The organism is Salinispora vitiensis, assembly GCF_000378825.1.
Lineage (GTDB): Bacteria > Actinomycetota > Actinomycetes > Mycobacteriales > Micromonosporaceae > Micromonospora > Micromonospora vitiensis.
Genome location: NZ_KB900388.1, coordinates 2,584,738 through 2,604,680 on the forward strand (window position 1 = coordinate 2,584,738; position 19,943 = coordinate 2,604,680).

Here is a 19,943-nt window from a genome sequence, read left to right on the forward strand (position 1 = left end):
GCGGACGGCGGTGTCATCCCCCTCGGACCAGCCTCGCGGGCCGGGCCGCCGGACGCAATCACCATTCGGACCTATCCGCCGCCCAATTGCTGACTCAGCCGGCGATGGTTCCCGCCGGCCCAGGTTCCGGGACCGAGGCGATCAGCGCGGTGAGACCCGCGGCGTCAAGCAGGTCCACCGGCCGCACCGTCGCCCCGTCCCGGACGTAGTGGAACGCCGCACCCACCTGCGCAACCGGAACCCCCGCCAGCTCCGCCCAGGCCAGGCGGTAGACCGCGAGCTGCACCGCTGCCGCTGTGGCGGCCGCTCCGGTGGGCTGCCGGCCCGTCTTCCAGTCCACCACGTCGAACCGGCCGCCGGGCCGACCGAAGACCGCGTCCATCCGGCCCCGGACGACCACCCCGGCGAGCACCGTCGCGAACGGCACCTCGGCCTCGAGCGGCGTCCGATCCGCCCACTCACTGGCCAGGAAGCGTTCCTGGAGTTCGGTGAGCGCCTCGTCCGGTGCGGCGTCCGCGTCCGCCGCACCGGGTAACTCGTCCACATCGAGCAGCCGGCCGGCCCCGAACCGCTGCTCCAGCCAGGTGTGGAAGGCGGTACCCCGACGGGCGTACGGGTTCGGCTCGGTGGGCAGGGGCCGGCGCAGTGACCGGGCCAGGGCCGCCGGGTCCCGCCGCAGCGCCACCAGCTGGGTGACCGAGAGCGCGGCGGGCAGTACGACCTCAATCGGGCCAGCCTGTCGGGTCAGCTCGGCCCGCTCGGCGAGCAGCAGATCGGCCTCCCGGCGCCAACGCGCCACCTCCGGGTCGTCGCCACCCAGGACATTGCCGCCCAGATCGTCGCCGCCCGGGTCGTCGCCACCCGGGTCGCCCACGCTCGGCACCCGAGGGCCGGCCACCGCCACGCCGCCGGCTGCCGGACGGTTCGGCACCCCCGCTGTCAAGTAGCGCCGCACCAGGGCTGCCGCCTCGGTCAGCACCGGTCGACGGGCACCCAACGGGTCAGCCGGCCACTCCGCCCGAAGCACCACCTCGGTCGTGGGATTCACCGCGTCCGGGGCGGGCTCCGCGGCCCACTCGTCCACCACCTGCCCAGCGCCCCCGTCCCGGCAGGCCTGATGCAGGTCCCGCAGGAGCGCGGAGGGGCCGCGCGGACGTTTGGTGCCCTCCCCCCACCAATGGCCGGAGCAGAGCAGCAGCCGGCGGGGACGAGTCACCGCGACGTACGCCAACCGCCGCTCCTCCCGCTCGTCGTGCGCCCGCCACGCCGCGGTGAAGTCCGCCAAGGCCTGCGCCACCCCGCGCTGCTCCTCGGCCCCGGCCAGGGCCAACACCGGCAACCCGGCAGCGTCGCCGCGCAGCGGGAACGGCAGCACCCCCAGCCCGCCTAGCCAGTGGTCGGAGTTGCGCACCGGACCCGGCCACACCCCGCGGCTCAGCCCCGCCACCGCCACGATGTCCCACTCCAGGCCCTTGGCCGCGTGCGCGGTGAGAACCTGCACCGCCCCCTCGACCACCTCCACCTCACCGGGGGCGAGCCCGCGCTCCTCGTCCTCCGCCGCCGCCAGATAGGCCAGGAAGGCCGAGAGTGTGGCGCCCGGCGTCTCCCCGCTGAACCGGGCCGCGACGTCACCGAGCGCATCCAGGTGCCCCCGGGCCAGCCCGGCATCGCCGGCCTCGTCCCGGCCGGCACGCACCGCCACCTCCACGTCCAGGCCGATCGTCCGCTCGATGTCCGCGATCAGGTCCGGCAGCGACTGGTCCAGCCGGTAACGCAGCAGGCCCAGTTCCTGGGCGGCGGCGCGGAGCCGGGCATAGCCCTCCGCCGAGTACGCCGGCGCCGGCCCCAGATCGGCCAGGGCCTCCACCAGAGTCGCCTCGTCCAGCAGATCCGGGACGATCTCCGGCTCGTCATCGGCCGCGAGCTGCCGGCGCGCGGCGGCGATGGCCCGAGCCCTACGGTGCAGGGCCACCAGGTCCCGCGGCCCGATCCGCCACCGGGCACCGGTCAGCAACCGAAGCAGCGCCGCCCCGTCGGTCGGGTCGGCCAGCACCCGCAGGGTGCAGACCACGTCCCGCACCTCCGGGGTGTCCAGCAGGCCGCCCAGCCCCACCACCTCGACCGGCAGGCCCCGGGCCCGCAGCGCCGACTCGATCGCCGGAATCTGGCTGCGCAGCCGGACCAGCACCGCGGTGGTGGGACGCGCCACGACCGGAAGGTGCTCGGGCAACGCCCCGGGCATCCCCGCCGCTCCCTGCCAGGCACGCAGCAGGCTGTCGGCGATCCAGTTCGCCTCGTCCGCGTAGGTGTCCAACAGCGCGCAGTGGACGGTGCCGGCAGCCACCCCGCGGGGGGTACGGTGCGGGATCGGGTCCTTGACACTGAGGGCGGCACGCAGCTCCGGCACCCGGGCGCCGGCGGCGCGGAGCGGGGTGGCGAGGGCGTTCGCCACCGCCAGAATCTCCGGCCGGTTACGCCAACTGGTGGTCAGGGTGCGTACCTCGGCCGGAGCGCCGTCGGCCTGGGCGAACTCGGTGCGGAACCGGTCGAGGGTGCCCGCACTCGCCCCCCGCCAGCCGTAGATCGACTGACAGGGGTCACCGACCGCGGTCACCGGGTGCCCGCCGCCGAAGAGCGCGTTCAGCAGCACCACCTGGGCATGGCTGGTGTCCTGATACTCGTCGAGCAGCACCACCCGGTAGCGGTCCCGCTCGAGCTCACCGACCACCGGGTGGTCCCGGGCGACCCGGGCCGCCCGAGCCAACTGGTCGGCGAAGTCCATCGCCTCGAAATCCTCCTTGCGCCGGGCGTACGCCCGGACCAGCGGCAACAGCTTCAACCGGACCTGCGCGAGGGTGAGCGCCCGGCGCACGTCGGCGTAGACCCGGCCGGGGCGGGACTGCACGTCGGCGAAGAACCGTCCGGTCCAGGCCGCCAGGTGGTCCGGCTCGACCAGGTGCTCGTCCAACTCGCCGGCGAGGGCCAGCACCGCGTCGGTGATCGTGCTCGGCATCCGGTCCACCTCGGACATGTCACCGTCGTAGGTCCGCACGATCAGGTCAACGAGCTGCCAGCGGGACGCCTCGGTGAGCAGCCGGGTCGCGGGCTCGTACCCGGCGCGCAGCCCGTGTTCGGTTACCACCCGCCCGGCGTACGAGTGGTAGGTGGCGACCGTCGGCTCGCCGGACAACGAATCGTCGAGCGGGTGTCGCCCGTTGCGCCCGAGCCGCCGAACGAGCTGACCGAGCCGGGTGCGAACGCGGTGCGCCAGCTCCCCGGCGGCCTTGCGGGTGAAGGTCAGACCGAGCACCTGCTCCGGTTGGACGTACGAGTTGGCCACCAGCCAGACCACCCGGGCGGCCATCGTCTCGGTCTTGCCGGAACCGGCGCCCGCGACGACGAGCAACGGCTCCACCGGGGCGGCGATGATCGCCGCCTGTTCGCGGGTGGGCGCCGGCAGTCGCAGCAGCTTCGCCAACTCGACCGGGGTGTACCGGGGCCCGGCGTCGGCCCGACGGGGAGTCGGGGTCGCCGCGCTGAACAGGGTCGGCTGGGTCACGGGCCCTCCGCTGGGCGAGTACTCGGCGGTTCGACGACCTGGCGCCCCTGCCCGGACACCGGGCAGCTGGTGCGCACCGGGCAGACCCGACACTTCGAGTTGGCGACCGCGGCGAAGGTGGCGGCGGCCATCGTCTCGGCGGTCCGCCGGACCAGGGCGGTCGCCCAGCCGGCCGCCGGCCCCTCGCCGGCCGGCGGTTGGGCCTGTTCCCGGGCTTCCTTGGTGCCGGTGCCGAGCTGCACCAGGGATGCGCCCCCGGACTCGGTCCCGAACTCGGCGAACCCGCCCGCCTCGACCGCCGCCTGGTACGCGCCCAGCTGCGGATGCTCGGCGAGGTCCGCTGCGGTCACCGCGGTCGACTTGCCGGTCTTAAGGTCAACCACCACGAGCCGGCCGTCCGGGTCAACCTCCAGCCGATCCACCCGGCCGACCAGGTCGACGGGGTGGCGTGGGTCGTCCAGCCGGACGGCGAACTCGTGCTCGATGGCGAGCAGCCGACGCGGGTTGGTGGCCAGCCAGCGCAGCAGCTTGTCCACCATCGCCTCGGCGCGGGCCTGCTCCGGGCCGACCAGCCACCGGGCCGCCAGCTCGATCGCGTCGAACCGGGCCGCCACGTAGTCGAGCAGCGCCCGCCGGTCCGAGCTGGCGTTCTCGGCCAGCATCGCGGCGGCGTGCACCAGGTTTCCCACCCCCTGCGCCGCGCTGGCCGGCGCGCCACCGCCGTGCCGTTCGAGCAGCCAGCGCAGGCTGCACCGCAGGGCGCTCTCCATCCCGGACGGGGTGACCCGCACCGGCTCGCCGTCGGCGGCCAGCGGCCGTTCGTCGGAGAGCGGACGCAGCCCCCACCAGTCGTCTGGGTGCGCCCCGGCGACCCCCTCGGCGGCGAGCCGGGCCAGCTCAGCCGCGGCCGCCCGCCGCCGGGGCACCGGCGCGCTCGGGTCGGTCACCGCGGTACGCAGCTCCGCCACCAGCGACGCCAGCGTGAGCGCCCGGGGCGGCCGGCTGAGCGGCAACGTGGCCGTCCGGGCGTCGTCCGGCCCGGTGCCCTGGTCGGGTCCCACACCTCCGTCCGGTCCGGCGCCCGCGGCCGGTGGCGCCGCTCCGTCCGGTCCGGCGCCCGCGGCCGGTGGCGCCGCTCCGTCCGATCCCGCGCCCCCGGCCGGCGGCGGGTCGGCCACGCCGAGTTCGTGCAGGAACCGGCTCGGCTGCTCGTCGTGGTCATCGCCACCGACGGCGGCGCTGGCCACGGCGCTGACCAGCAGCCGGCGCCGAGCCCGGGTCACCGCGACGTGGAAGAGCCGCCGCTCCTCGTCTAGCAGGGCCGAGGTCTGGCCAACGACGGAGGCCCGCCGCCCCTCGCCGGCCGAGCGGCCGGCGAGCACGTCCACGAGGCGCTCCGACCCCAGCAGACTGCCCCGCAGCCGCAGGTCGGGCCAGACCCCCTCCTGTACTCCGGCGACGGCGACCAGATCCCACTCCAGCCCCTTCGCGGCGTGCGCGGTGAGCAGCCGCACCGCGTCGCCCCGGTCAGCGGTCGGGGCGAGAGTGTCGGCGGGCAGGTCCTGCCCGAGCACATGGTCGAGGAAGACCTCGACCCGCGCCCCGGGCAGCCGGTCGGTGAACCGGGCGGCGGCGTCGAAGAGCACCAGCACCGCGTCCAAGTCCCGGTCGGCGGCCTCGGCGCGACGACGCCGGGCGACCTCCCCCTCCCCGGCCGCCGCCGGGGTGCGGGCCAGCGCCGCCGACCAGAGGTCGGCGAGGCCACTGGCCCGCCACACCGCCCAGAGCACCTCCTCGGCGGTGGCACCCGGCCGGGCGGCCGCCTCCCGGGCAACCGCCAACAGACCGGCCACCGTCTGCGCCGGCTCCGCCCACCGGCGGTCGATGCCGGCCAGCTCGGCCGGGTCCTGCAGCGCCTCGACGATCAGCTCGCCGGAGGGGCGGCGGTCGCCGGCGGCCAGGGCCATAACCCGCAGCCCCTGCCGCAGCCGCCGTTCCGCCAGCGGATCCGCCCCGCCCAACGAGGAGTGCAGCAGGGCGACGGCCGCCTCCTCATCGAGCCGGTCCGGGGCGAGCGCACAGCGCAACAGCAGTAGCAGCGGGGCAACTGCCGGTTGCAGGTGCAGCGGCAGGTCCTCGCCGTGCACCACAGTGGGCACCCCGGCGGCGTGCAGGGCACGCCGCAGCGAGGGCAGCGCTCGCCCGGTGGAGCGCACCAACACGGCCATCTCGGACCAGGGCACCCCGTCGAGCAGGTGCGCCGCCCGCAGTGCATGCGCCAGCCAGGCCGCCTCGCTGGCGGCCGAGCGGAACGTACGGACCTCCGCCGTGCCCGCCGCCGCTGCGGGTAACGCCCGGGTCCGCCGGTGCGTGGCCGGGCCACGCAACCGGCGGGCCAGCCGCGCGTGCGCCGCCAACAGTCGGGGACCGGCCCGGTACGACGTGCTGAGGACGACCCGCGCCGCCGGCGCACCGGAGGCGGTCCGGAATCGGTGCGGGAAGGTCACCACACCGTCCGGGTCGGCACCACGGAAGGCGTACGTGGAGGAGTCGGGATCGGCGAGGACGACCAGCGCCTTGCCGCCCCCCGCCACGGTCTCCAGCAGCTCCTGCTGGGCAGGGTCGGTGTCGGCGTACTCGTCCACGTAGACGTGCGCCAGCCGGCGCCGCTCCGCGGCCAGCAGCGCCGGATCGTCGAGCAGCATTCCGGTGGCGGCGCGGACCAGCTCGGCCGGGTCGTAGGCGATCGAGCCGCGGTTGCCGACATCGCGCAGCGCCAGTACGGCGACGTACTCCCGGAGGAACCGGGCGGCGGCCGGCCAGTCGGCCCGGCCGAGCTGCTCACCCAGCCGGGCCAGCTCCACCGGACCGACGCCCCGCTCGGCGGCCCGCATCAGCAGATCCCGCAGCTGGCTGGCGAAGGCGCGGGTACGCAGGGCCGGGCGCAGGTCCTCCGGCCAGCCCACCGGATCGTCGTCCGGCTCCTCGCCCACCAGGTCCAGCAACTCCCGAATGATCAGATCCTGCTCGGGGCCGGTGAGCAGCCGGGGCGAGGGTTCGCCGCGCTCCGCGGCGGCACGACGCAGCAGCCCGAACGCGTACGCCGGGAAGGTGCGGACCAGTGGTTCCCGCAGCACCCGGTGGCCCGCGCCGGCGATCCGGGACTCGATGCGCTGGCGCAGGCCGGTTGCTTGTCGACGACTGAAGGTGAGCACCAGGATGCGCTCGGGATCCACCCCCTCGGCTACCCGCGCGGCGACCGCCTCGACCAGGGTGGCGGTCTTGCCGGTGCCCGGCCCGCCGAGCACCAGCATCGGCCCGACGGCGTGGCCGATCACCTCTGCCTGCCGGGGATCGTCGAGCCGCTCGCCCAACCGACCGTGCTCGCCCAACCGACCGTGCTCGCCCAATCGACCCTGCTCGCCCAGCAGGGCACGGTCGCCCGCCGGGGTGAACGCCCCCGCCGGCCCGCCGGACCGGCGTACCAGCCGGTATGCCTGCATCCCCTCATCCCACCAGATCCGGCCGACAGATCCACATCCGCCCACGCCGCCGGACGCCCTGACCTACCGTCTGCCCACCAGCGGGGGCGGCCAGGTCGGGCTGCCGCCGACCTGGCAAGCCGCAACCGCCGACCTGGCAAGCCGTAACGCAAGACCCGTGCGGTGGCGCTCAGCTCAGCCGGGACTCCAGGAGATCGAGGGCCGCGGGGACGGTCGCCACGACGGGGAGCAGCTCCAGGCCCGCCGACTTCAGGAAGGTCTGCTTGGCCAGACCACCCAGCCAGTCGAGGAGCGGGCGGTAGAAGCCGTCGGCGTCCACCAGCGTCATCGGCTTGCTGTGCAGCGTCAGGGTGGCGGTCGTCCAGACCTCGAAGAGCTCGTCCAGCGTGCCGAGGCCACCGGGGAGCGTGAGGAAGGCATCCGACTTGTCGATCATGACGGTCTTACGGTCGGCCATCGACTCGGTGACCAACAGCTCGTCGGAGGCGAGGTCGGCGACCTCCAGATCGACCAGGGCCTGCGGGATTACGCCCAGCGTCCGCCCGCCGGCGGCCCGCGCGCCGGCCGCCACCGCTCCCATCATCCCGACCCGACCACCACCGCTGACGAGCGTGTGACCCCGGCGGGCCAGCTCCGCGCCGGTCTCGGTCGCCAGGTCCAGAAAGCGTTGGTCAAGCGTGCGGGAAGACGCGCAGAAAACACAGATCGCTGCCATGGTCAGCCCCGACCTCCCTCGTCCGCCGCGGCCTGCTGCTCGGCCGCGGTGACGGCGACGGACTCCTCGCGGATCGACTCCTGCTCGGCGGAGAGCACCGCCTCCGCCTCGACGATGTGCCGCACGGCCGCGTTCACGTCGTCGGTGAGGCAGATCAAATCAAGATCAACCGCTCCGATCTTACCCTCGGCCGCCATCGTGTCCCGCAGCCAGTCGAGCAACCCGCGCCAGTAGTCAACGCCCATCAGCACCACCGGGAACCGGGTCACCTTGCCGGTCTGCACCAGGGTGAGGGCCTCGAACAGCTCGTCCATCGTGCCGAAACCACCCGGAAGCACCACGAACGCCTGGGCGTACTTGACGAACATGGTCTTCCGCGCAAAGAAGTACCGAAACTCGATCGCTACATCGACCCAGTCGTTGATGCCCTGCTCGAAGGGGAGCTCGATGCCCAAGCCGACGGAGAGCCCGCCGGCCTCGCTGGCCCCCCGGTTCGCCGCCTGCATCACCCCCGGCCCCCCGCCGGTGATGACCGCGTAGCCGGCCCGGGCCAGCGCCCCACCCAACTCCTCGGCCAGCTGGCACTCCGGGCTGTCCGGTCGGCTCCGCGCCGAACCGAAAACGCTCACCGCCGGCTGCAGGTCGGAGAGGGTGTCGAAGCCCTCGACGAACTCGGAGAGGATCCGCAGCGCCCGCCACGCGTCCCGGGTCTTCCAGTCACTGCGCTGGCGGGAGTCCAGCAGCCGCTGATCGGCGGTACTGCCGCCGATCACGGACCGACGTGGTGCCCCGGTGCCCCGGTGCTGGTCCCGCGGGGCCGCACCGGCCGCCTCCCGCCCGTTGCTCTCGCTCATGCAGGCAACCGTAGTGGAGATACGCCGACGGGCGGGGGGACCGGGCCGTTCAGGCGACCGAGAGCCAGCGACGCAACACCGCCGCACCGTCGCGAATCTTCCCGATCTCGACGTGTTCGTCCGGGTGGTGGGCGAGGTTGGGATCCCCCGGGCCGAAATTCAGCGCCGGCGTACCCAACGCCGCGAAGCGGGCAACGTCCGTCCAGCCCAGCTTGCCGACCGGTGCGGTACCGACGGCGGCCAGGAACTCCTGCGCCGGCGCCGCCTCCAGCCCCGGCATCGCGCCGGACGCCAGGTCGGTGATCGCCACCTCGAAGTCGGCGAACACCTCGCGCACATGCGCCTCGGCCTGCTCCGGGCTACGGTCCGGCGCGAACCGGTAGTTGACCTCGACCGTGCAGCGGTCCGGCACCACGTTGCCGGCCACCCCGCCGTTGATCCGCACCGCGTTCAATCCCTCGCGGTACTCGCAACCATCGACCGTCACCCGGCGGGCCTCGTACGCCCCGAGCCGGCGCAGCACCTCCCCAGCGGCGTGGATCGCGTTCACGCCGTGCCAGGAGCGCGCCGAGTGCGCCCGTACGCCGCTGGTGCCGACGGTGGCCCGCAGGGTGCCCTGGCAGCCCGCCTCGACGATCCCGTGCGTCGGCTCCAGCAGCAGCGCGAAGTCGGCCGTGAGCCACTCCGGGTGCGCCTCGGAGACGAGGAAGAGACCGTTGTACGCCGACTCGATCTCCTCCGCCTCGTAGAAGAAGTACGTCACGTCGTACCGCGGCTCGGCCAGGGTTACCGCGAGGTGCAACGCGTACGCGACCCCGCTCTTCATGTCCGAGGTGCCGCAGCCGTACATCAGGTCACCGCGCACGGTGGCGGGAAAGTTGTTGTTGATCGGGACCGTGTCGAGATGACCGGCGAGCACCACCCGCTGGTCCCGGCCGAGGCTGGTACGGGCCATCACGGTGTTGCCGTACCGGTAGGTGGTCAGGTGCGGCACACCGCGCAGCACATCCTCGACACAGTCCGCGATCGCCTTCTCGTTCCGGGAGACGGACTCGATGTCGACCAGGGCGCGGGTCAGGGCCACCGGGTCAGCGAGGACCTCGGGGGTCAACGGGTTCTTCATAATCCGCACGGTACCGTCACAGAGGTGACCACTACGCAGTCTGCCTGGGGCATCGGCCTGGCCACCGTAACCGCTGACGACCAGGTGCTCGATACCTGGTACCCGACCGGCAAGCTGGGCCTCGGCGAGTTGCCGCTGGTCCCGGGTGAGGATGAGGCGGATGTCCTCGACCTGCCGCCCGGCGCGGTCGGCGACCGGGCGCTGCCGGGTCTGCGGACCGTCCAGCTGGTAACCGTTCTCGGCTCGCTGGCCGACCCGATCAAGGACGCCGCGGACGCGTACCTCCGGCTGCACCTCCTCTCGCACCGGCTGGTGCGGCCCAACGAGCTCAACCTCGACGGCATCTTCGGCAAGCTGGCCAACGTCGCCTGGACCTCGGCCGGGCCCTGCCCGCCGGAGCGGGTGGACGAGCTGCGGGTCATCGAGCGGTCCGCCGGCCGCCACCTCACCGTCTACGGGGTGGACAAGTTCCCCCGAATGACCGACTACGTGGTGCCCTCCGGCGTCCGGATCGCCGACGCGGACCGGGTCCGGATCGGCGCCCACCTCGCCTCCGGCACGACGGTGATGCACGAGGGCTTCGTGAACTTCAACGCCGGGACGCTTGGCGCCTCCATGGTCGAGGGGCGCATCACGCAGGGCGTGTTGATCGGGGACGGCTCCGACATCGGTGGCGGCGCCTCGATCATGGGCACCCTCTCCGGGGGCGGCACCGAGAAGATCCGCATCGGCGAACGGAGCCTGATCGGCGCGAACGCGGGCGTGGGCATCTCGCTCGGCGACGACTGCGTGGTCGAGGCGGGCTGCTACATCACGGCCAGCTCCAAGCTCACGCTGCCGGACGGTCGGGTGGTGAAGGCCCGCGAGCTGACCGGCGTCGACGGGCTGCTCTTCTGGCGCAACTCGGTCACCGGCGGACTCGAGGCGAAGCCGCGCTCCGGGCAGGGCATCGCGTTGAACGCCGCGCTGCACGCCAACGACTGACCGGACTCAGCCCGGCGGTGGCTCGGCGAGGCGCACCACCAGGTCGGCCCGGTGCGCCGTGCTCGCCACCAGCTCAGCGTTCACCTCGTCGGTGCCGCCTGCCCAGGCCCGGGCCTGGGCAGGCGAGCGCCCGTACGCCTCGTGCCGCGCGGTGAGCCGGCGCAGCCGCTGCTCCGCATCGAGATCCAGGAACCACGCCTCGTGTAGCAGTGGCCGGATCTCCTCCCACGGCCAATCCGGCAGCAACAAATAATTGCCCTCGGTAACCACCAGCCGGACCGAGGGCGGCACCTCGACCGCCCCGGCGACCGGCTCCTCCCACTCCCGCCGGAACTCCGGCGCGTAGACCGAGGTGGGCTCGGGGCGCCGCAGCCGGCGCAGCAGCGAAACGTAGCCGTTGGCGTCGAACGTGTCCACGGCGCCCTTGCGCTCCGCCCGGCCCAACCGGACGAGCTCGGCCTGCGCAAGGTGAAACCCGTCCATCGGCACCAGCCGGGCCGCCGGCCCGACCGCGGCGACGATCTGCGCGGCCAGGGTGGACTTGCCCGCGCCGGGAGCGCCGGTGATGCCCAGCAGCTGGCGGGAACCGGTGTCGGCGAGCGCGCGGGCCCGCGCCACCAGCGCGGCAACCGGTACGACTCGGGCCGGCCCCATCAGCGCAGGACCGGCTCGCTGATCGTGAACCGTGCCTGCACCGCCGCCTGCACCGACTGGGGTTGCGGGTCCAGATCGAGCTCCGGCAGCCTTTCGGCCGCGGCCGAGTAGGACCGGGCGGCCAACGTGGCTGGTCGATCGACGCCAGCGTCGGCGAGCTCGACCAACGCGGTCACCCGGGCGCCGAGGGCTTCCGCGTACTCGTGGGCCCGCCGCAGCGCGTCGGCGATCGCCGCGTGCCGCGCTTCGCGGTAGACCGGGCTGTCCGGACGCAGCGACCACCACGGCCCCGACACCTCGACCTGGTCCTGGTCGGCCAGGCGCAGCAGCAACTCGCCCAGGGTGGTGAAGTCGGTAACCGTGACGGTGGTGCGCACGCTGCCGTGATATGCGCGCACCTTCTCCCCGGAACGGCGTAGCTCCGGGGAGACCCGCAGCTCGCCGGTCTCCCGCCGCTCGATCATCGAGTCGTACCCGTCGAGGAGCACCCGGACGGCGGCCGCCCGCTCGGCCAGCCGGCTCAGCGTGGCCTCCCGGTCCCGGTCCCGGGCCAGCACGGCCACGGCGAACCGGGCCCGCTCCGGCGCAACCTCCCGGAAGGACTCCCCGCGAACCGCCACCACCGGTCCAGCCACCATGTTGCACACCCTAGCGGCGATCACCCGGCGCCGGCAGGCCCGGCGGCCGCGCGCCCCACCGAGCCGCGCGCCCCACCGAGCCGCGCGCCCCCACCGCGCCGCGCGTCACGCCCCGCCGGGTCGGGGCAGCCCGGCGGTGTAGCAGACCCGGCCCGCGCGCAGCTGACAGCCGCCCAGGTAGCCGCCGGCCGCGCCGACCTCCCGAAGCCAGCCGACCTCCGCGGTGTGGTCTCCACCGACCGGGAACTCGCGGACCTGGGCGGCGTACGCCCGGTCGGACAGCAGGCGCCGGATCGCCCCTGCCTCGTCGTAGCGTGCGGTGAGCCGCTCCCGGTCATCGGTGCGCAGGGCCTCGACCAGCTCGTCCAGGTAGGCCCGCACCCCGGCCAGCTCCCGCAGCACCTCGTCCCGGTTGCCCAGCAGCAGGTTGGCCGTCCGCGCCGCCGGGGTAGCCGCGACCCGGGTGCCGTCGCGGAAGCTGCCGGCGGCGAGGGCGAGAACGGCATCCGGTGCCGCTGCCCGACCGGTCGCCCCGGCCAGCGCCCCGGCGAGCAGGTGCGGCACGTGCGACGCGAGGGCGGCGGCCCGGTCGTGCTCGGCCGCGGCCAGCGGCACCACCCGAGCCCCGAACACCGCCAGGAGGAGCCCGGTGAGCCAGCGGAACGTCGCCGTCGCCGGCCCCGGGCACAGCACCCACGCGGCCCCGTCGAGGAGCGTCGGCCGGGCCGCCGCGAGCCCGGCGAACTCGGCGCCCGCCATCGGGTGCCCCGGCACGAACCGGTGCAGCAGACCGAGCCGGGCCGCTGCCGCGGCCACCTCGGCCTTGGTACTACCCACGTCGGTGAGGACGCAGTCGGGCCCGCTGGCCGTGGCGACGGTCGACAGGGTAGCGGGCAGGGTCGGTAGCGGCCCACACAGGAAGACCAACTCCCGTCCGGCGACCGCCGCCTCGACGGTCTCCGGGACCGGCACTCCCCGCTCCCGCGCCTGGTCCCGGGTCGTTGGGTCCGGATCCCAGCCGGCGACGTCCAGCCCGGCATCGCGGAGCCGAAGCAGGATGGACCCCCCGATCAGACCGGTCCCCACGACCGCGGCCCGGACCCCGCGGTACGCCGCCCCGGCCGCGGTGTTCCCAGCATCGGTCACGGTCGTACCCGCCGTCCTCAGCCGGCCAACCGGTCGGCGACCGCCGCCACGTGCTGGTCGGACGCGGTCAGCGCCACGCGGACATGTCGCGCGCCGGTGGGCCCGTAGAGGGCGCCCGCCGCCACCAGGATGCCCCGCCGGGCCAGCCAGTCGACCGTGGCCCAGCAGTCCTCATCCCGGGTCAGCCAGAGGTAGAGCCCGGCCTCCGAGTGCTCGACGGTGAACCCGGCGGCGGTGAACGCGGCGCGCAGCACGGACCGCCGGGCCCGGTAGCGCTCCCGCTGCTCGGTGGCGTCCCGCTCGTCCGCAAGGGCGGTCACCATCGCGGCCTGCACCGGCGCCGGCATGATCATCCCGGCGTGCTTGCGTACCTTGAGCAGCTCGGCGACGAGCGCCGGGTCGCCAGCGACGAAGCCGGCCCGGTAGCCGGCGAGGTTGGACCGCTTGGAGAGCGAGTGCACGGCCAGGACGCTGTCGTACGAATCGCCGCAGACCTGCGGCGACAGCACCGAGACCGGCTCGGCCTCCCAGCCCAGCGGCAGGTAGCACTCGTCACTGGCGACAACCGCACCGCGCTCCCGGGCCCAGTCGACCACCTTGCGCAGATGGGGTGCGGGCAGCACCCGCCCGGTCGGGTTCCCCGGCGAGTTCACCCAGACCAGGCGGACCCGGGGGGTTGGACCGAGGGCGGTCAACGAATCAGCCCGCACGACGGTCGCCCCGGCGAGCCGAGCCCCGTCCTCGTAGGTCGGGTACGCCACCGACGGCACCACGACCACGTCCTGCGGCCCGATCCCGAGCAGCGTGGGCAACCAGGCGACCAGTTCCTTCGACCCGACCACCGGAAGCACTCCGAGACCGTCCGGGTCGGCACCGCAAGCCCGCGCCGCCCAGGCCACCATCGCGGCCCGCAGCGCCGGCGAGCCGGCGGTCAGCGGGTACCCGGGGGCGTCCGAGGCGTCCGCCAGCGCCTGCCGGATCGACGGCGGCACCGGGTCAACCGGCGTACCGATGGAGAGGTTGATCAGGCCTCCCGGGTGCGCCGCGGCCAGAGCGGCCGCGGCCTCCAGGGCGTCCCAGGTGAACTCCGGCAGCCGAGCCGAGACCGGCGTGGGCCGGTTCAGTTCGCCTCTCCACGCGGCGCCTGCGCCGCGACGAAGGTGGCGTCCTTCTCCACCTTGCCGATCTTCGAGGCGCCGCCGGGCGAACCCAGGTCCTCGAAGAACTCGTAGTTGGCCGCGGTGTAGTCCTTCCACTGCTCCGGCACGTCGTCCTCGTAGAAGATCGCCTCGACCGGGCACACCGGCTCACAGGCACCACAGTCGACGCACTCGTCGGGGTGGATGTAGAGCATCCGGTTGCCCTCGTAGATGCAGTCGACCGGGCACTCCTCGATGCAGGCCTTGTCGAGCACATCCACGCACGGCTCGGCGATGATGTAGGTCACCGATCTTCTCCTCCGCAGACACGCCGCGATCATCCGCGACGGGTATGAGCCTAGTATCTCCTCGGGGAGGAGGTCGATCGTGCTCCAACCAGAGGATGTGGGACAGCGGGTGGTAGTCCGCCGAATTGTGGGGATTCGCGCAGGACGGCCCTGCTTCTCCGACGCCCTCGGCGAGTTGGCCGAGCTGAGCGAGAGCCATCTCACCCTCGTCACCGCGCAGGGTCGACTCAGCGTGCCGAGGTCCGAAATCCACCGAGCTCGGCGAGTACCCCCCTCCCGCCGGCCGGCAGCTGCCGCGGTGGCCGCGCTGGAGCACGCGGCCGACGCCGCCTGGCCGGCACCGACCCGGGCCCAGCTGGGCGACTGGCTGCTGCGCAGCGCCGACGGCTGGACCGGACGCGCCAACTCGGCGCTACCCGTCGGCGACCCGGACCGGCCGCTGCCCGCCGCGATCGACGCGGTGCAGCACTGGTACGCCGACCTCGGCCAGCCCGCGCTGATCAACACGCCGCTGCCACTCGCCGCGCCGATCAGCGCGGAGCTCGACGCCCGGGGTTGGCGCGGTGGCCCGCCGGTGCTCGTCCAGACGGCACCGCTGGCCGCACTGCTGGCCGCGCTGCCGCCCGCCCGACCCGATCTCGCCGACGCACCGCCGGTCGAGCTGACCGCCGCGCCGTCGACGGACTGGCTGGCGGTCGCCGCCAACCGCAAGGGCGACCTGCCGGCCGCCGCCCGGCAGGTGCTCACCGCCGTACCCCAGATCCGCTTCGCCCAGGTACGCGTTGCCGGCCGGCTGGTCGCCGTCGGCCGGGGAACGGTCACCGGGGCGGGCCGCTGGCTGGGCCTGAGTCTGATCGAGGTGGCACCCGAGGCACGTCGGCGAGGACTGGCCCGGCAGGTGGTCCGCGCCCTCGCCGACTGGGGTACGGCGGTCGGCGCGACAAACGCCTTCCTCCAGGTCGAACAGGGCAACGCAGAAGCGGTGCCGCTCTATCGAGCGCTCGGCTTCACCACCCACCACACCTACCGGACCCGAACCGCACCGGCGGGCTGACGGGTCAGCGGCGGACCGGCTTCTGCGGCTTCGCCGCCTGCGACTCGGCGTACCGCTTCAGTGCCTGGGAGCGGTGGTCCAGGCCGAGCGCGACGGCCAGCAGATAACCCAGCAGCACCCCGACCCCGGTGACCGCGGCATAGAGCCAGATCTGCGCGAAGAAGGTCCCCGCACCGTCACCGAACGGGTTCTTCCCCACCAGCAGCGGCCCGACCAGTATGGTCAGCGCCAGCGCGACGCCGACCGCGGCGGCGATCTCCGCCCCCCACTCGGCGGCAGGCCGGCGTCGGCTCCAGACGAAGGTGACCGCGGCCAAGCCCACCCCGATCACCACGAACATCCCGAGCGACACCCGATCAGCCGCGGTTGTGTCCGTATCGTCGAAGCCCAACCGAATGATCAACCGAGCGACCACGTTCACTACGAACAGCGCACCCGCCAGCCCTCCGGCCATCCACCACCGCTGCCTCATCGCGCCCTCCCGCCATACCGCCCGCCACCACTCGTACGGGACGTCCTGGCAGGAATGTCTACCACCGGAGGACGGGTGCCGTCAGGCCCCGGGTCGGCCAGTCGGCGGGGTGGCCATGATCTGCCGGAACCCCAGCACCGCGAAGGTCATTGCGCCGGCCACGACGAGCAGCAGGTCCACCCAGGTGCCGGCCAGCAGCACGTCCCCCTCCGAGGTGCGGATCCCGGCGACCGCGACCAGGAAAAACCACGGCACGGCGGGCAGCGCCACCGCCCACCGACGTCCGACAGTAGCCAGGGCGAACCAGCTCAGGGCCACGTTCAACCCGACCGCGACCAGCACGGTCACCCCGATCAGTTGGTTGCCGACCCGCAGCGGGGCGAGCAGGAGCTCCAGCACCGCGCTGAGGGCCCCACCGGCGACGGCCAACACGCCGCCAGCGAACCGCAACGCCCGGTCGGCCAGCCGGGCGTTGCCCCGGGCCGGCGGCGGAACGCTCTCGTCGGGCACCACCGACACCGGCATGGCGGGGAGACTCACCACTGACCGGTCGCGCCGACCGGGGCACGGTTGACGCCGTCGGCGGGAGTCGGGTCCGAGCCCTCCGCGGCCGAAGTCCGGTCCGGCCCCTCCCCGACCGGCAGCCCGGCGAAGAGGTCGTCCTCCCACCCGTACGGGCCGGAGCCGGGGCCCTTTTCACCGCTGGCGAGGGTGTAGTACTCCACCCCCATGAACTCGCTGCCGAAATTTCCGGCGATCGAGTACAGCCAGGAGTTGTCCGGAATCTGGGTGGCGTGCGCGCGCATCGCCGCCGCCTTCGCGGCGTGCTGCCCGCTCGCGTCGATCCGGGCGGCGATGTGCTCGTCCGGCGTGCAGAACGGCAACTCCACCGCCTCCTGGATGCCCGCGAACGGGTTGTCCGACGAGCCGGCGAAGTGGGTCATTCCGGCCTCCAGCACGCTGCGCGGCATCGCCGTCCAGTAGACCTTCGCCGGAGCGAACCCTTCGGCGGCGGCCAACTCGTGTGCCCGCATCGCCACCCGGTGGGCCTGGATGTGATCCGGATGGCCGTAAAACCCGTTGTCGTCATAGGTGACCATGACCTGGGGCCGGAGCTCCCGCATGAGCTCCACCAGCTGCCCGGCGGCCACATCGAGGTCGGCCTGCCAAAAGGCGCGCGGGTGCTCGTTGGTGGCCAGGCCCATCATCCCGGAGTCGCGATAGCGGCCGGCGCCGCCGAGGAACCGGTGGTCGGTGACCCCGAGCGCGCGGCAGGCCGCCGCCAGCTCCCCGATCCGGTAGCCGCCGAGCTGGTCAGCCTCGGCCGCGGCGAGTTGCGCCAACTCCGGCACGTGCACCTCGCCCTCCTCACCCAGGGTGCAGGTGACGAGCGTGACGTGGGCGCCGGTGGCCGCGTAGTGGGCCATCGTCGCGCCGGTGCCGATGGCTTCGTCGTCGGGGTGCGCATGGACCAGCAGGAGCCGGCGATCGGGCGGTGTCGTCACGTCGGTCACTCTATCCGGCGGTTCTCGCCGCCGACCGGGATGCGTCCGGGCAGGTCCGCCACATCACCCACCGCGCCGCCCTACGATCCGACTTGTGGACTATCCGGAGCTGGCCGCACGGACCCGTCGGTTCCGCCACGGAGCGCCGCGGGCGATCTCGGTGGCCGACGACGGCTCCCGGGTGCTCTTCCTTCGCTCGGGCGGGCCGACGGACCCGACCGAGGCGCTCTGGCTCCTTGACGTCGACACCGGGCAGGAGCGGCTTGTCGCCGATCCGGCGGCGCTCCGGTCGGAGGACACCGACCAGCTCAGCCCGGGAGAGCGCACGCTACGGGAGCGGCTGCGGTTGAGCGCCGACGGCATCGGCTCGTACGCCCTCGACTCGGCTGGCCGGGTGGCGATCTTCGCCCTGGGTGGCCGGCTCTTCCGGGCCGACCTGATCCACGGGGACGTGGTCGAGGTGGCCGCCGCCGGTCCGGTGCTCGATCCCCGCCCCGACCCGACCGGGCAGCGGCTGGCGTACGTGACCGACGCCGCGGCCGGGGTCCGCCGGGGTGAGCTTCGGGTGGTCGAGTACGACGGCACCGACACCATGCTCGCCGGCGAGGACGCGGGAGTCATCTGGGGGCTGGCCGAGCACGTCGCGGCGGAGGAGTTCAACCGGTTCCGGGGCTACTGGTGGGCGCCGGACGGTCGCTCGGTGCTGGCCGCCCGGGTGGACGAGTCCCGAGTGGGCCGATGGCACCTGCACGATCCGGCCGAGCCGGCGACCGCGCCGACCACCGTTGCCTACCCCCGGGCCGGCGGACCGAATGCCGAGGTCAGCCTGCACCTGCTCGATCTCGACGGCGGCTGGGTCGACGTGCACTGGGACCGGGAGACCTACCCGTACCTGACCGCGGTGCACTGGACCGACGGCGGACCGCTGATCACCGTGCTGCGCCGCTCCCAGCAGCACGGACTGGTACTCGCGGTGGATCCACGCACCGGGGAGACCCAGGTGCACGCCGAGCTGGCCGATCCGCGCTGGGTGGAGCCGGTCCCCGGTACTCCCGCGCACCTGCCGGACGGGCGGGTACTGGTCGGCGGGGAACTCGCCCACGACGGCTACGACGCACGGTGCCTCTTCGCCGACGGAACGCTGCTGACGCCGCCGTCGCTCTACGTTCGCCGGGTGGTGGGCCGGCTCCCGGCCCGCTCCGGCACCGGAGCGGCCGACCTGCTGGTGGAGGCGGCCGAGGGCGAGCCGAGCGAGCAGCACCTGTTCCGGGTCCGCACCGCCGTCGGCGGCGGTATGGACGTCCGCCGGATCACCCCGGACTCCGGCTGGCACGTCGGTGTCGTCGGCGGGGACGTGTTGGTGGTGGGCAGCGCCTCCCTGGACCATCCGGGTCTGCGCTGGACGGTCTGGCGCGGTGACCGGGAGGTGGCGACGCTGCGGTCGTTCGCGGCGACCCCGCCGTACGCTCCGCTGCCGTTGTTGGAGCGGGTGACCGATCGGCGGCTGCCGGCGGCGGTGCTCTACCCGGAGAACCACGTCTCCGGCCGCCGGCTGCCGGTGCTGCTGGACGTGTACGGCGGCCCCGGCCACCAGGAGGTGCTGGCGGCGCGGTCGGCGTGGTTGGAGCGGCAGTGGTGGGCCGACGCCGGGTTCGCGGTGGTCGTGATCGACAACCGCGGTACGCCGGGGGTCGCGCCGTCGTTCGAGAAGGCGATTCACCGGCGGGTGGCGGACATGGTCCTCACCGACCAGGTGGAGGGGCTCACCGCGCTCGCCGACAAGCACCCGGACCTGGACCTCGACCGGGTGGCGGTGCGGGGCTGGTCGTTCGGCGGCTGGCTGGCGGCGCTGGCGGTGCTGCGGCGCCCGGAGCTGTTCCGGTGTGGGATCGCCGGGGCGCCGGTGACCGACTGGAGCCTGTACGACACCGCCTACACCGAACGCTACCTGGGCCTGCCCGAGGACGGGATGGACGTGTACGCCCACCATTCCCTGGTGGAGTTGGCCGCCGCCACCGAGCAGGCCCGGCCGCTGCTGCTGGTGCACGGGCTGGCCGACGACAACGTGGTGGCGGCACACACGCTGCGGCTGTCGGCCGCGCTGGTCGCCAACGGGCACCCGCATTCGGTGCTGCCGCTCACCGGCGCGACACACATGGCGGCGGGCGGTGTCAGTGAGCAGCTGCTGCGGCTGGAGCTGGCCTTCCTCCGTACCCACCTGGGGTGAGCGCCGCCCCGGCGGGTACGGAGAAAATTGGGTCAGCCCGCGCGGTGCTGCCCGTTGCCCGC

General features: G+C 73.9%; 16 protein-coding genes. 3 read left to right on the forward strand and 13 right to left on the reverse strand.

The genetic code is table 11. The features are described from left to right. Positions 1–94: 94 nt before the first annotated feature. From SALPAC2_RS0111960 to dapE, 5 genes are all read right to left on the reverse strand, one after another. Positions 95–3,559, reverse strand: a complete 3,465-nt coding sequence (locus tag SALPAC2_RS0111960) for an ATP-dependent helicase (protein ID WP_018216892.1) — start codon at positions 3,557–3,559, stop codon at positions 95–97. Beyond that, on the reverse strand, positions 3,556–7,062 hold the full coding sequence (locus SALPAC2_RS0111965) for an ATP-dependent helicase (protein WP_018216893.1): 3,507 nt from the start codon (positions 7,060–7,062) through the stop codon (positions 3,556–3,558). The genes SALPAC2_RS0111960 and SALPAC2_RS0111965 overlap by 4 nt, the downstream gene beginning before the upstream one ends. A 169-nt stretch (positions 7,063–7,231) precedes the next feature. After that, positions 7,232–7,777 carry an LOG family protein gene (locus tag SALPAC2_RS0111970; RefSeq protein ID WP_018216894.1) on the reverse strand — a complete coding sequence of 182 codons (546 nt, stop codon included), beginning with the start codon at positions 7,775–7,777 and terminating at the stop codon, positions 7,232–7,234. Positions 7,778–7,779: 2 nt separating this feature from the next. Then, positions 7,780–8,631 (reverse strand): LOG family protein, encoded by an 852-nt coding sequence (locus tag SALPAC2_RS0111975; protein ID WP_018216895.1) that lies wholly within the window; start codon positions 8,629–8,631, stop codon positions 7,780–7,782. A gap of 49 nt (positions 8,632–8,680) precedes the next feature. After that, on the reverse strand, positions 8,681–9,754 hold the full coding sequence (dapE, locus tag SALPAC2_RS0111980) for a succinyl-diaminopimelate desuccinylase (RefSeq protein WP_018216896.1): 1,074 nt from the start codon (positions 9,752–9,754) through the stop codon (positions 8,681–8,683). Between the two features lie 24 nt (positions 9,755–9,778). Between dapE and dapD the strand changes: the two genes are divergently transcribed. Further along, complete coding sequence (dapD, locus tag SALPAC2_RS0111985; RefSeq protein ID WP_018216897.1) at positions 9,779–10,738, forward strand: 2,3,4,5-tetrahydropyridine-2,6-dicarboxylate N-succinyltransferase; 960 nt, start codon at positions 9,779–9,781, stop codon at positions 10,736–10,738. 6 nt (positions 10,739–10,744) lie between these two features. Here the strand turns inward: dapD and SALPAC2_RS0111990 are convergent, their stop codons facing one another. The 5 genes from SALPAC2_RS0111990 to fdxA form a co-directional block, all read right to left on the reverse strand. Further along, a complete protein-coding gene (locus tag SALPAC2_RS0111990) occupies positions 10,745–11,392 on the reverse strand; it encodes a nucleoside/nucleotide kinase family protein (protein WP_018216898.1) in 648 nt (215 codons plus the stop codon). Continuing rightward, complete coding sequence (locus SALPAC2_RS0111995; RefSeq protein WP_018216899.1) at positions 11,392–12,030, reverse strand: SIMPL domain-containing protein; 639 nt, start codon at positions 12,028–12,030, stop codon at positions 11,392–11,394. Before SALPAC2_RS0111995 ends, SALPAC2_RS0111990 begins: the two co-directional genes overlap by 1 nt. A gap of 105 nt (positions 12,031–12,135) precedes the next feature. Continuing rightward, positions 12,136–13,176 carry a prephenate dehydrogenase gene (locus SALPAC2_RS0112000; RefSeq protein ID WP_018216900.1) on the reverse strand — a complete coding sequence of 347 codons (1,041 nt, stop codon included), beginning with the start codon at positions 13,174–13,176 and terminating at the stop codon, positions 12,136–12,138. A gap of 17 nt (positions 13,177–13,193) precedes the next feature. Then, a complete protein-coding gene (dapC, locus tag SALPAC2_RS0112005) occupies positions 13,194–14,300 on the reverse strand; it encodes a succinyldiaminopimelate transaminase (RefSeq protein ID WP_317889011.1) in 1,107 nt (368 codons plus the stop codon). Further along, positions 14,297–14,623 (reverse strand): ferredoxin, encoded by a 327-nt coding sequence (gene fdxA, locus SALPAC2_RS0112010; protein WP_018216902.1) that lies wholly within the window; start codon positions 14,621–14,623, stop codon positions 14,297–14,299. Before fdxA ends, dapC begins: the two co-directional genes overlap by 4 nt. Positions 14,624–14,702: 79 nt before the next feature. Between fdxA and SALPAC2_RS0112015 the strand changes: the two genes are divergently transcribed. After that, positions 14,703–15,677, forward strand: coding sequence for a GNAT family N-acetyltransferase (locus SALPAC2_RS0112015; protein WP_026184659.1), 975 nt, complete (start codon positions 14,703–14,705; stop codon positions 15,675–15,677). A gap of 4 nt (positions 15,678–15,681) precedes the next feature. Here SALPAC2_RS0112015 and SALPAC2_RS0112020 read toward each other — a convergent pair whose 3' ends face one another. From SALPAC2_RS0112020 to mshB, 3 genes are all read right to left on the reverse strand, one after another. Continuing rightward, the gene (locus SALPAC2_RS0112020) at positions 15,682–16,149 is read right to left on the reverse strand and encodes a hypothetical protein (RefSeq protein ID WP_026184660.1); all 468 of its coding nucleotides are present in this window, start codon (positions 16,147–16,149) and stop codon (positions 15,682–15,684) included. 81 nt (positions 16,150–16,230) lie between these two features. Next, positions 16,231–16,674 (reverse strand): hypothetical protein, encoded by a 444-nt coding sequence (locus tag SALPAC2_RS0112025; RefSeq protein WP_018216905.1) that lies wholly within the window; start codon positions 16,672–16,674, stop codon positions 16,231–16,233. Positions 16,675–16,685: 11 nt separating this feature from the next. Beyond that, positions 16,686–17,663 carry an N-acetyl-1-D-myo-inositol-2-amino-2-deoxy-alpha-D-glucopyranoside deacetylase gene (gene mshB / locus SALPAC2_RS0112030; protein ID WP_018216906.1) on the reverse strand — a complete coding sequence of 326 codons (978 nt, stop codon included), beginning with the start codon at positions 17,661–17,663 and terminating at the stop codon, positions 16,686–16,688. A gap of 85 nt (positions 17,664–17,748) precedes the next feature. Between mshB and SALPAC2_RS0112035 the strand changes: the two genes are divergently transcribed. Further along, positions 17,749–19,881 (forward strand): S9 family peptidase, encoded by a 2,133-nt coding sequence (locus SALPAC2_RS0112035; RefSeq protein ID WP_018216907.1) that lies wholly within the window; start codon positions 17,749–17,751, stop codon positions 19,879–19,881. Positions 19,882–19,943: the final 62 nt, after the last annotated feature.

Bases quoted from the DNA above. Each gene is read 5' to 3' on its own strand.
- SALPAC2_RS0111970 (WP_018216894.1), bottom strand. From the start codon at position 7,777: ATGGCAGCGATCTGTGTTTTCTGCGCGTCTTCCCGCACGCTTGACCAA.
- SALPAC2_RS0111990 (WP_018216898.1), bottom strand. From the start codon at position 11,392: ATGGGGCCGGCCCGAGTCGTACCGGTTGCCGCGCTGGTGGCGCGGGCC.
- SALPAC2_RS0111975 (WP_018216895.1), bottom strand. From the start codon at position 8,631: ATGAGCGAGAGCAACGGGCGGGAGGCGGCCGGTGCGGCCCCGCGGGAC.
- SALPAC2_RS0112020 (WP_026184660.1), bottom strand. From the start codon at position 16,149: ATGAGGCAGCGGTGGTGGATGGCCGGAGGGCTGGCGGGTGCGCTGTTC.
- SALPAC2_RS0111995 (WP_018216899.1), bottom strand. From the start codon at position 12,030: ATGGTGGCTGGACCGGTGGTGGCGGTTCGCGGGGAGTCCTTCCGGGAG.
- SALPAC2_RS0112025 (WP_018216905.1), bottom strand. From the start codon at position 16,674: ATGCCGGTGTCGGTGGTGCCCGACGAGAGCGTTCCGCCGCCGGCCCGG.
- SALPAC2_RS0111965 (WP_018216893.1), bottom strand. From the start codon at position 7,062: ATGCAGGCATACCGGCTGGTACGCCGGTCCGGCGGGCCGGCGGGGGCG.
- dapE (WP_018216896.1), bottom strand. From the start codon at position 9,754: ATGAAGAACCCGTTGACCCCCGAGGTCCTCGCTGACCCGGTGGCCCTG.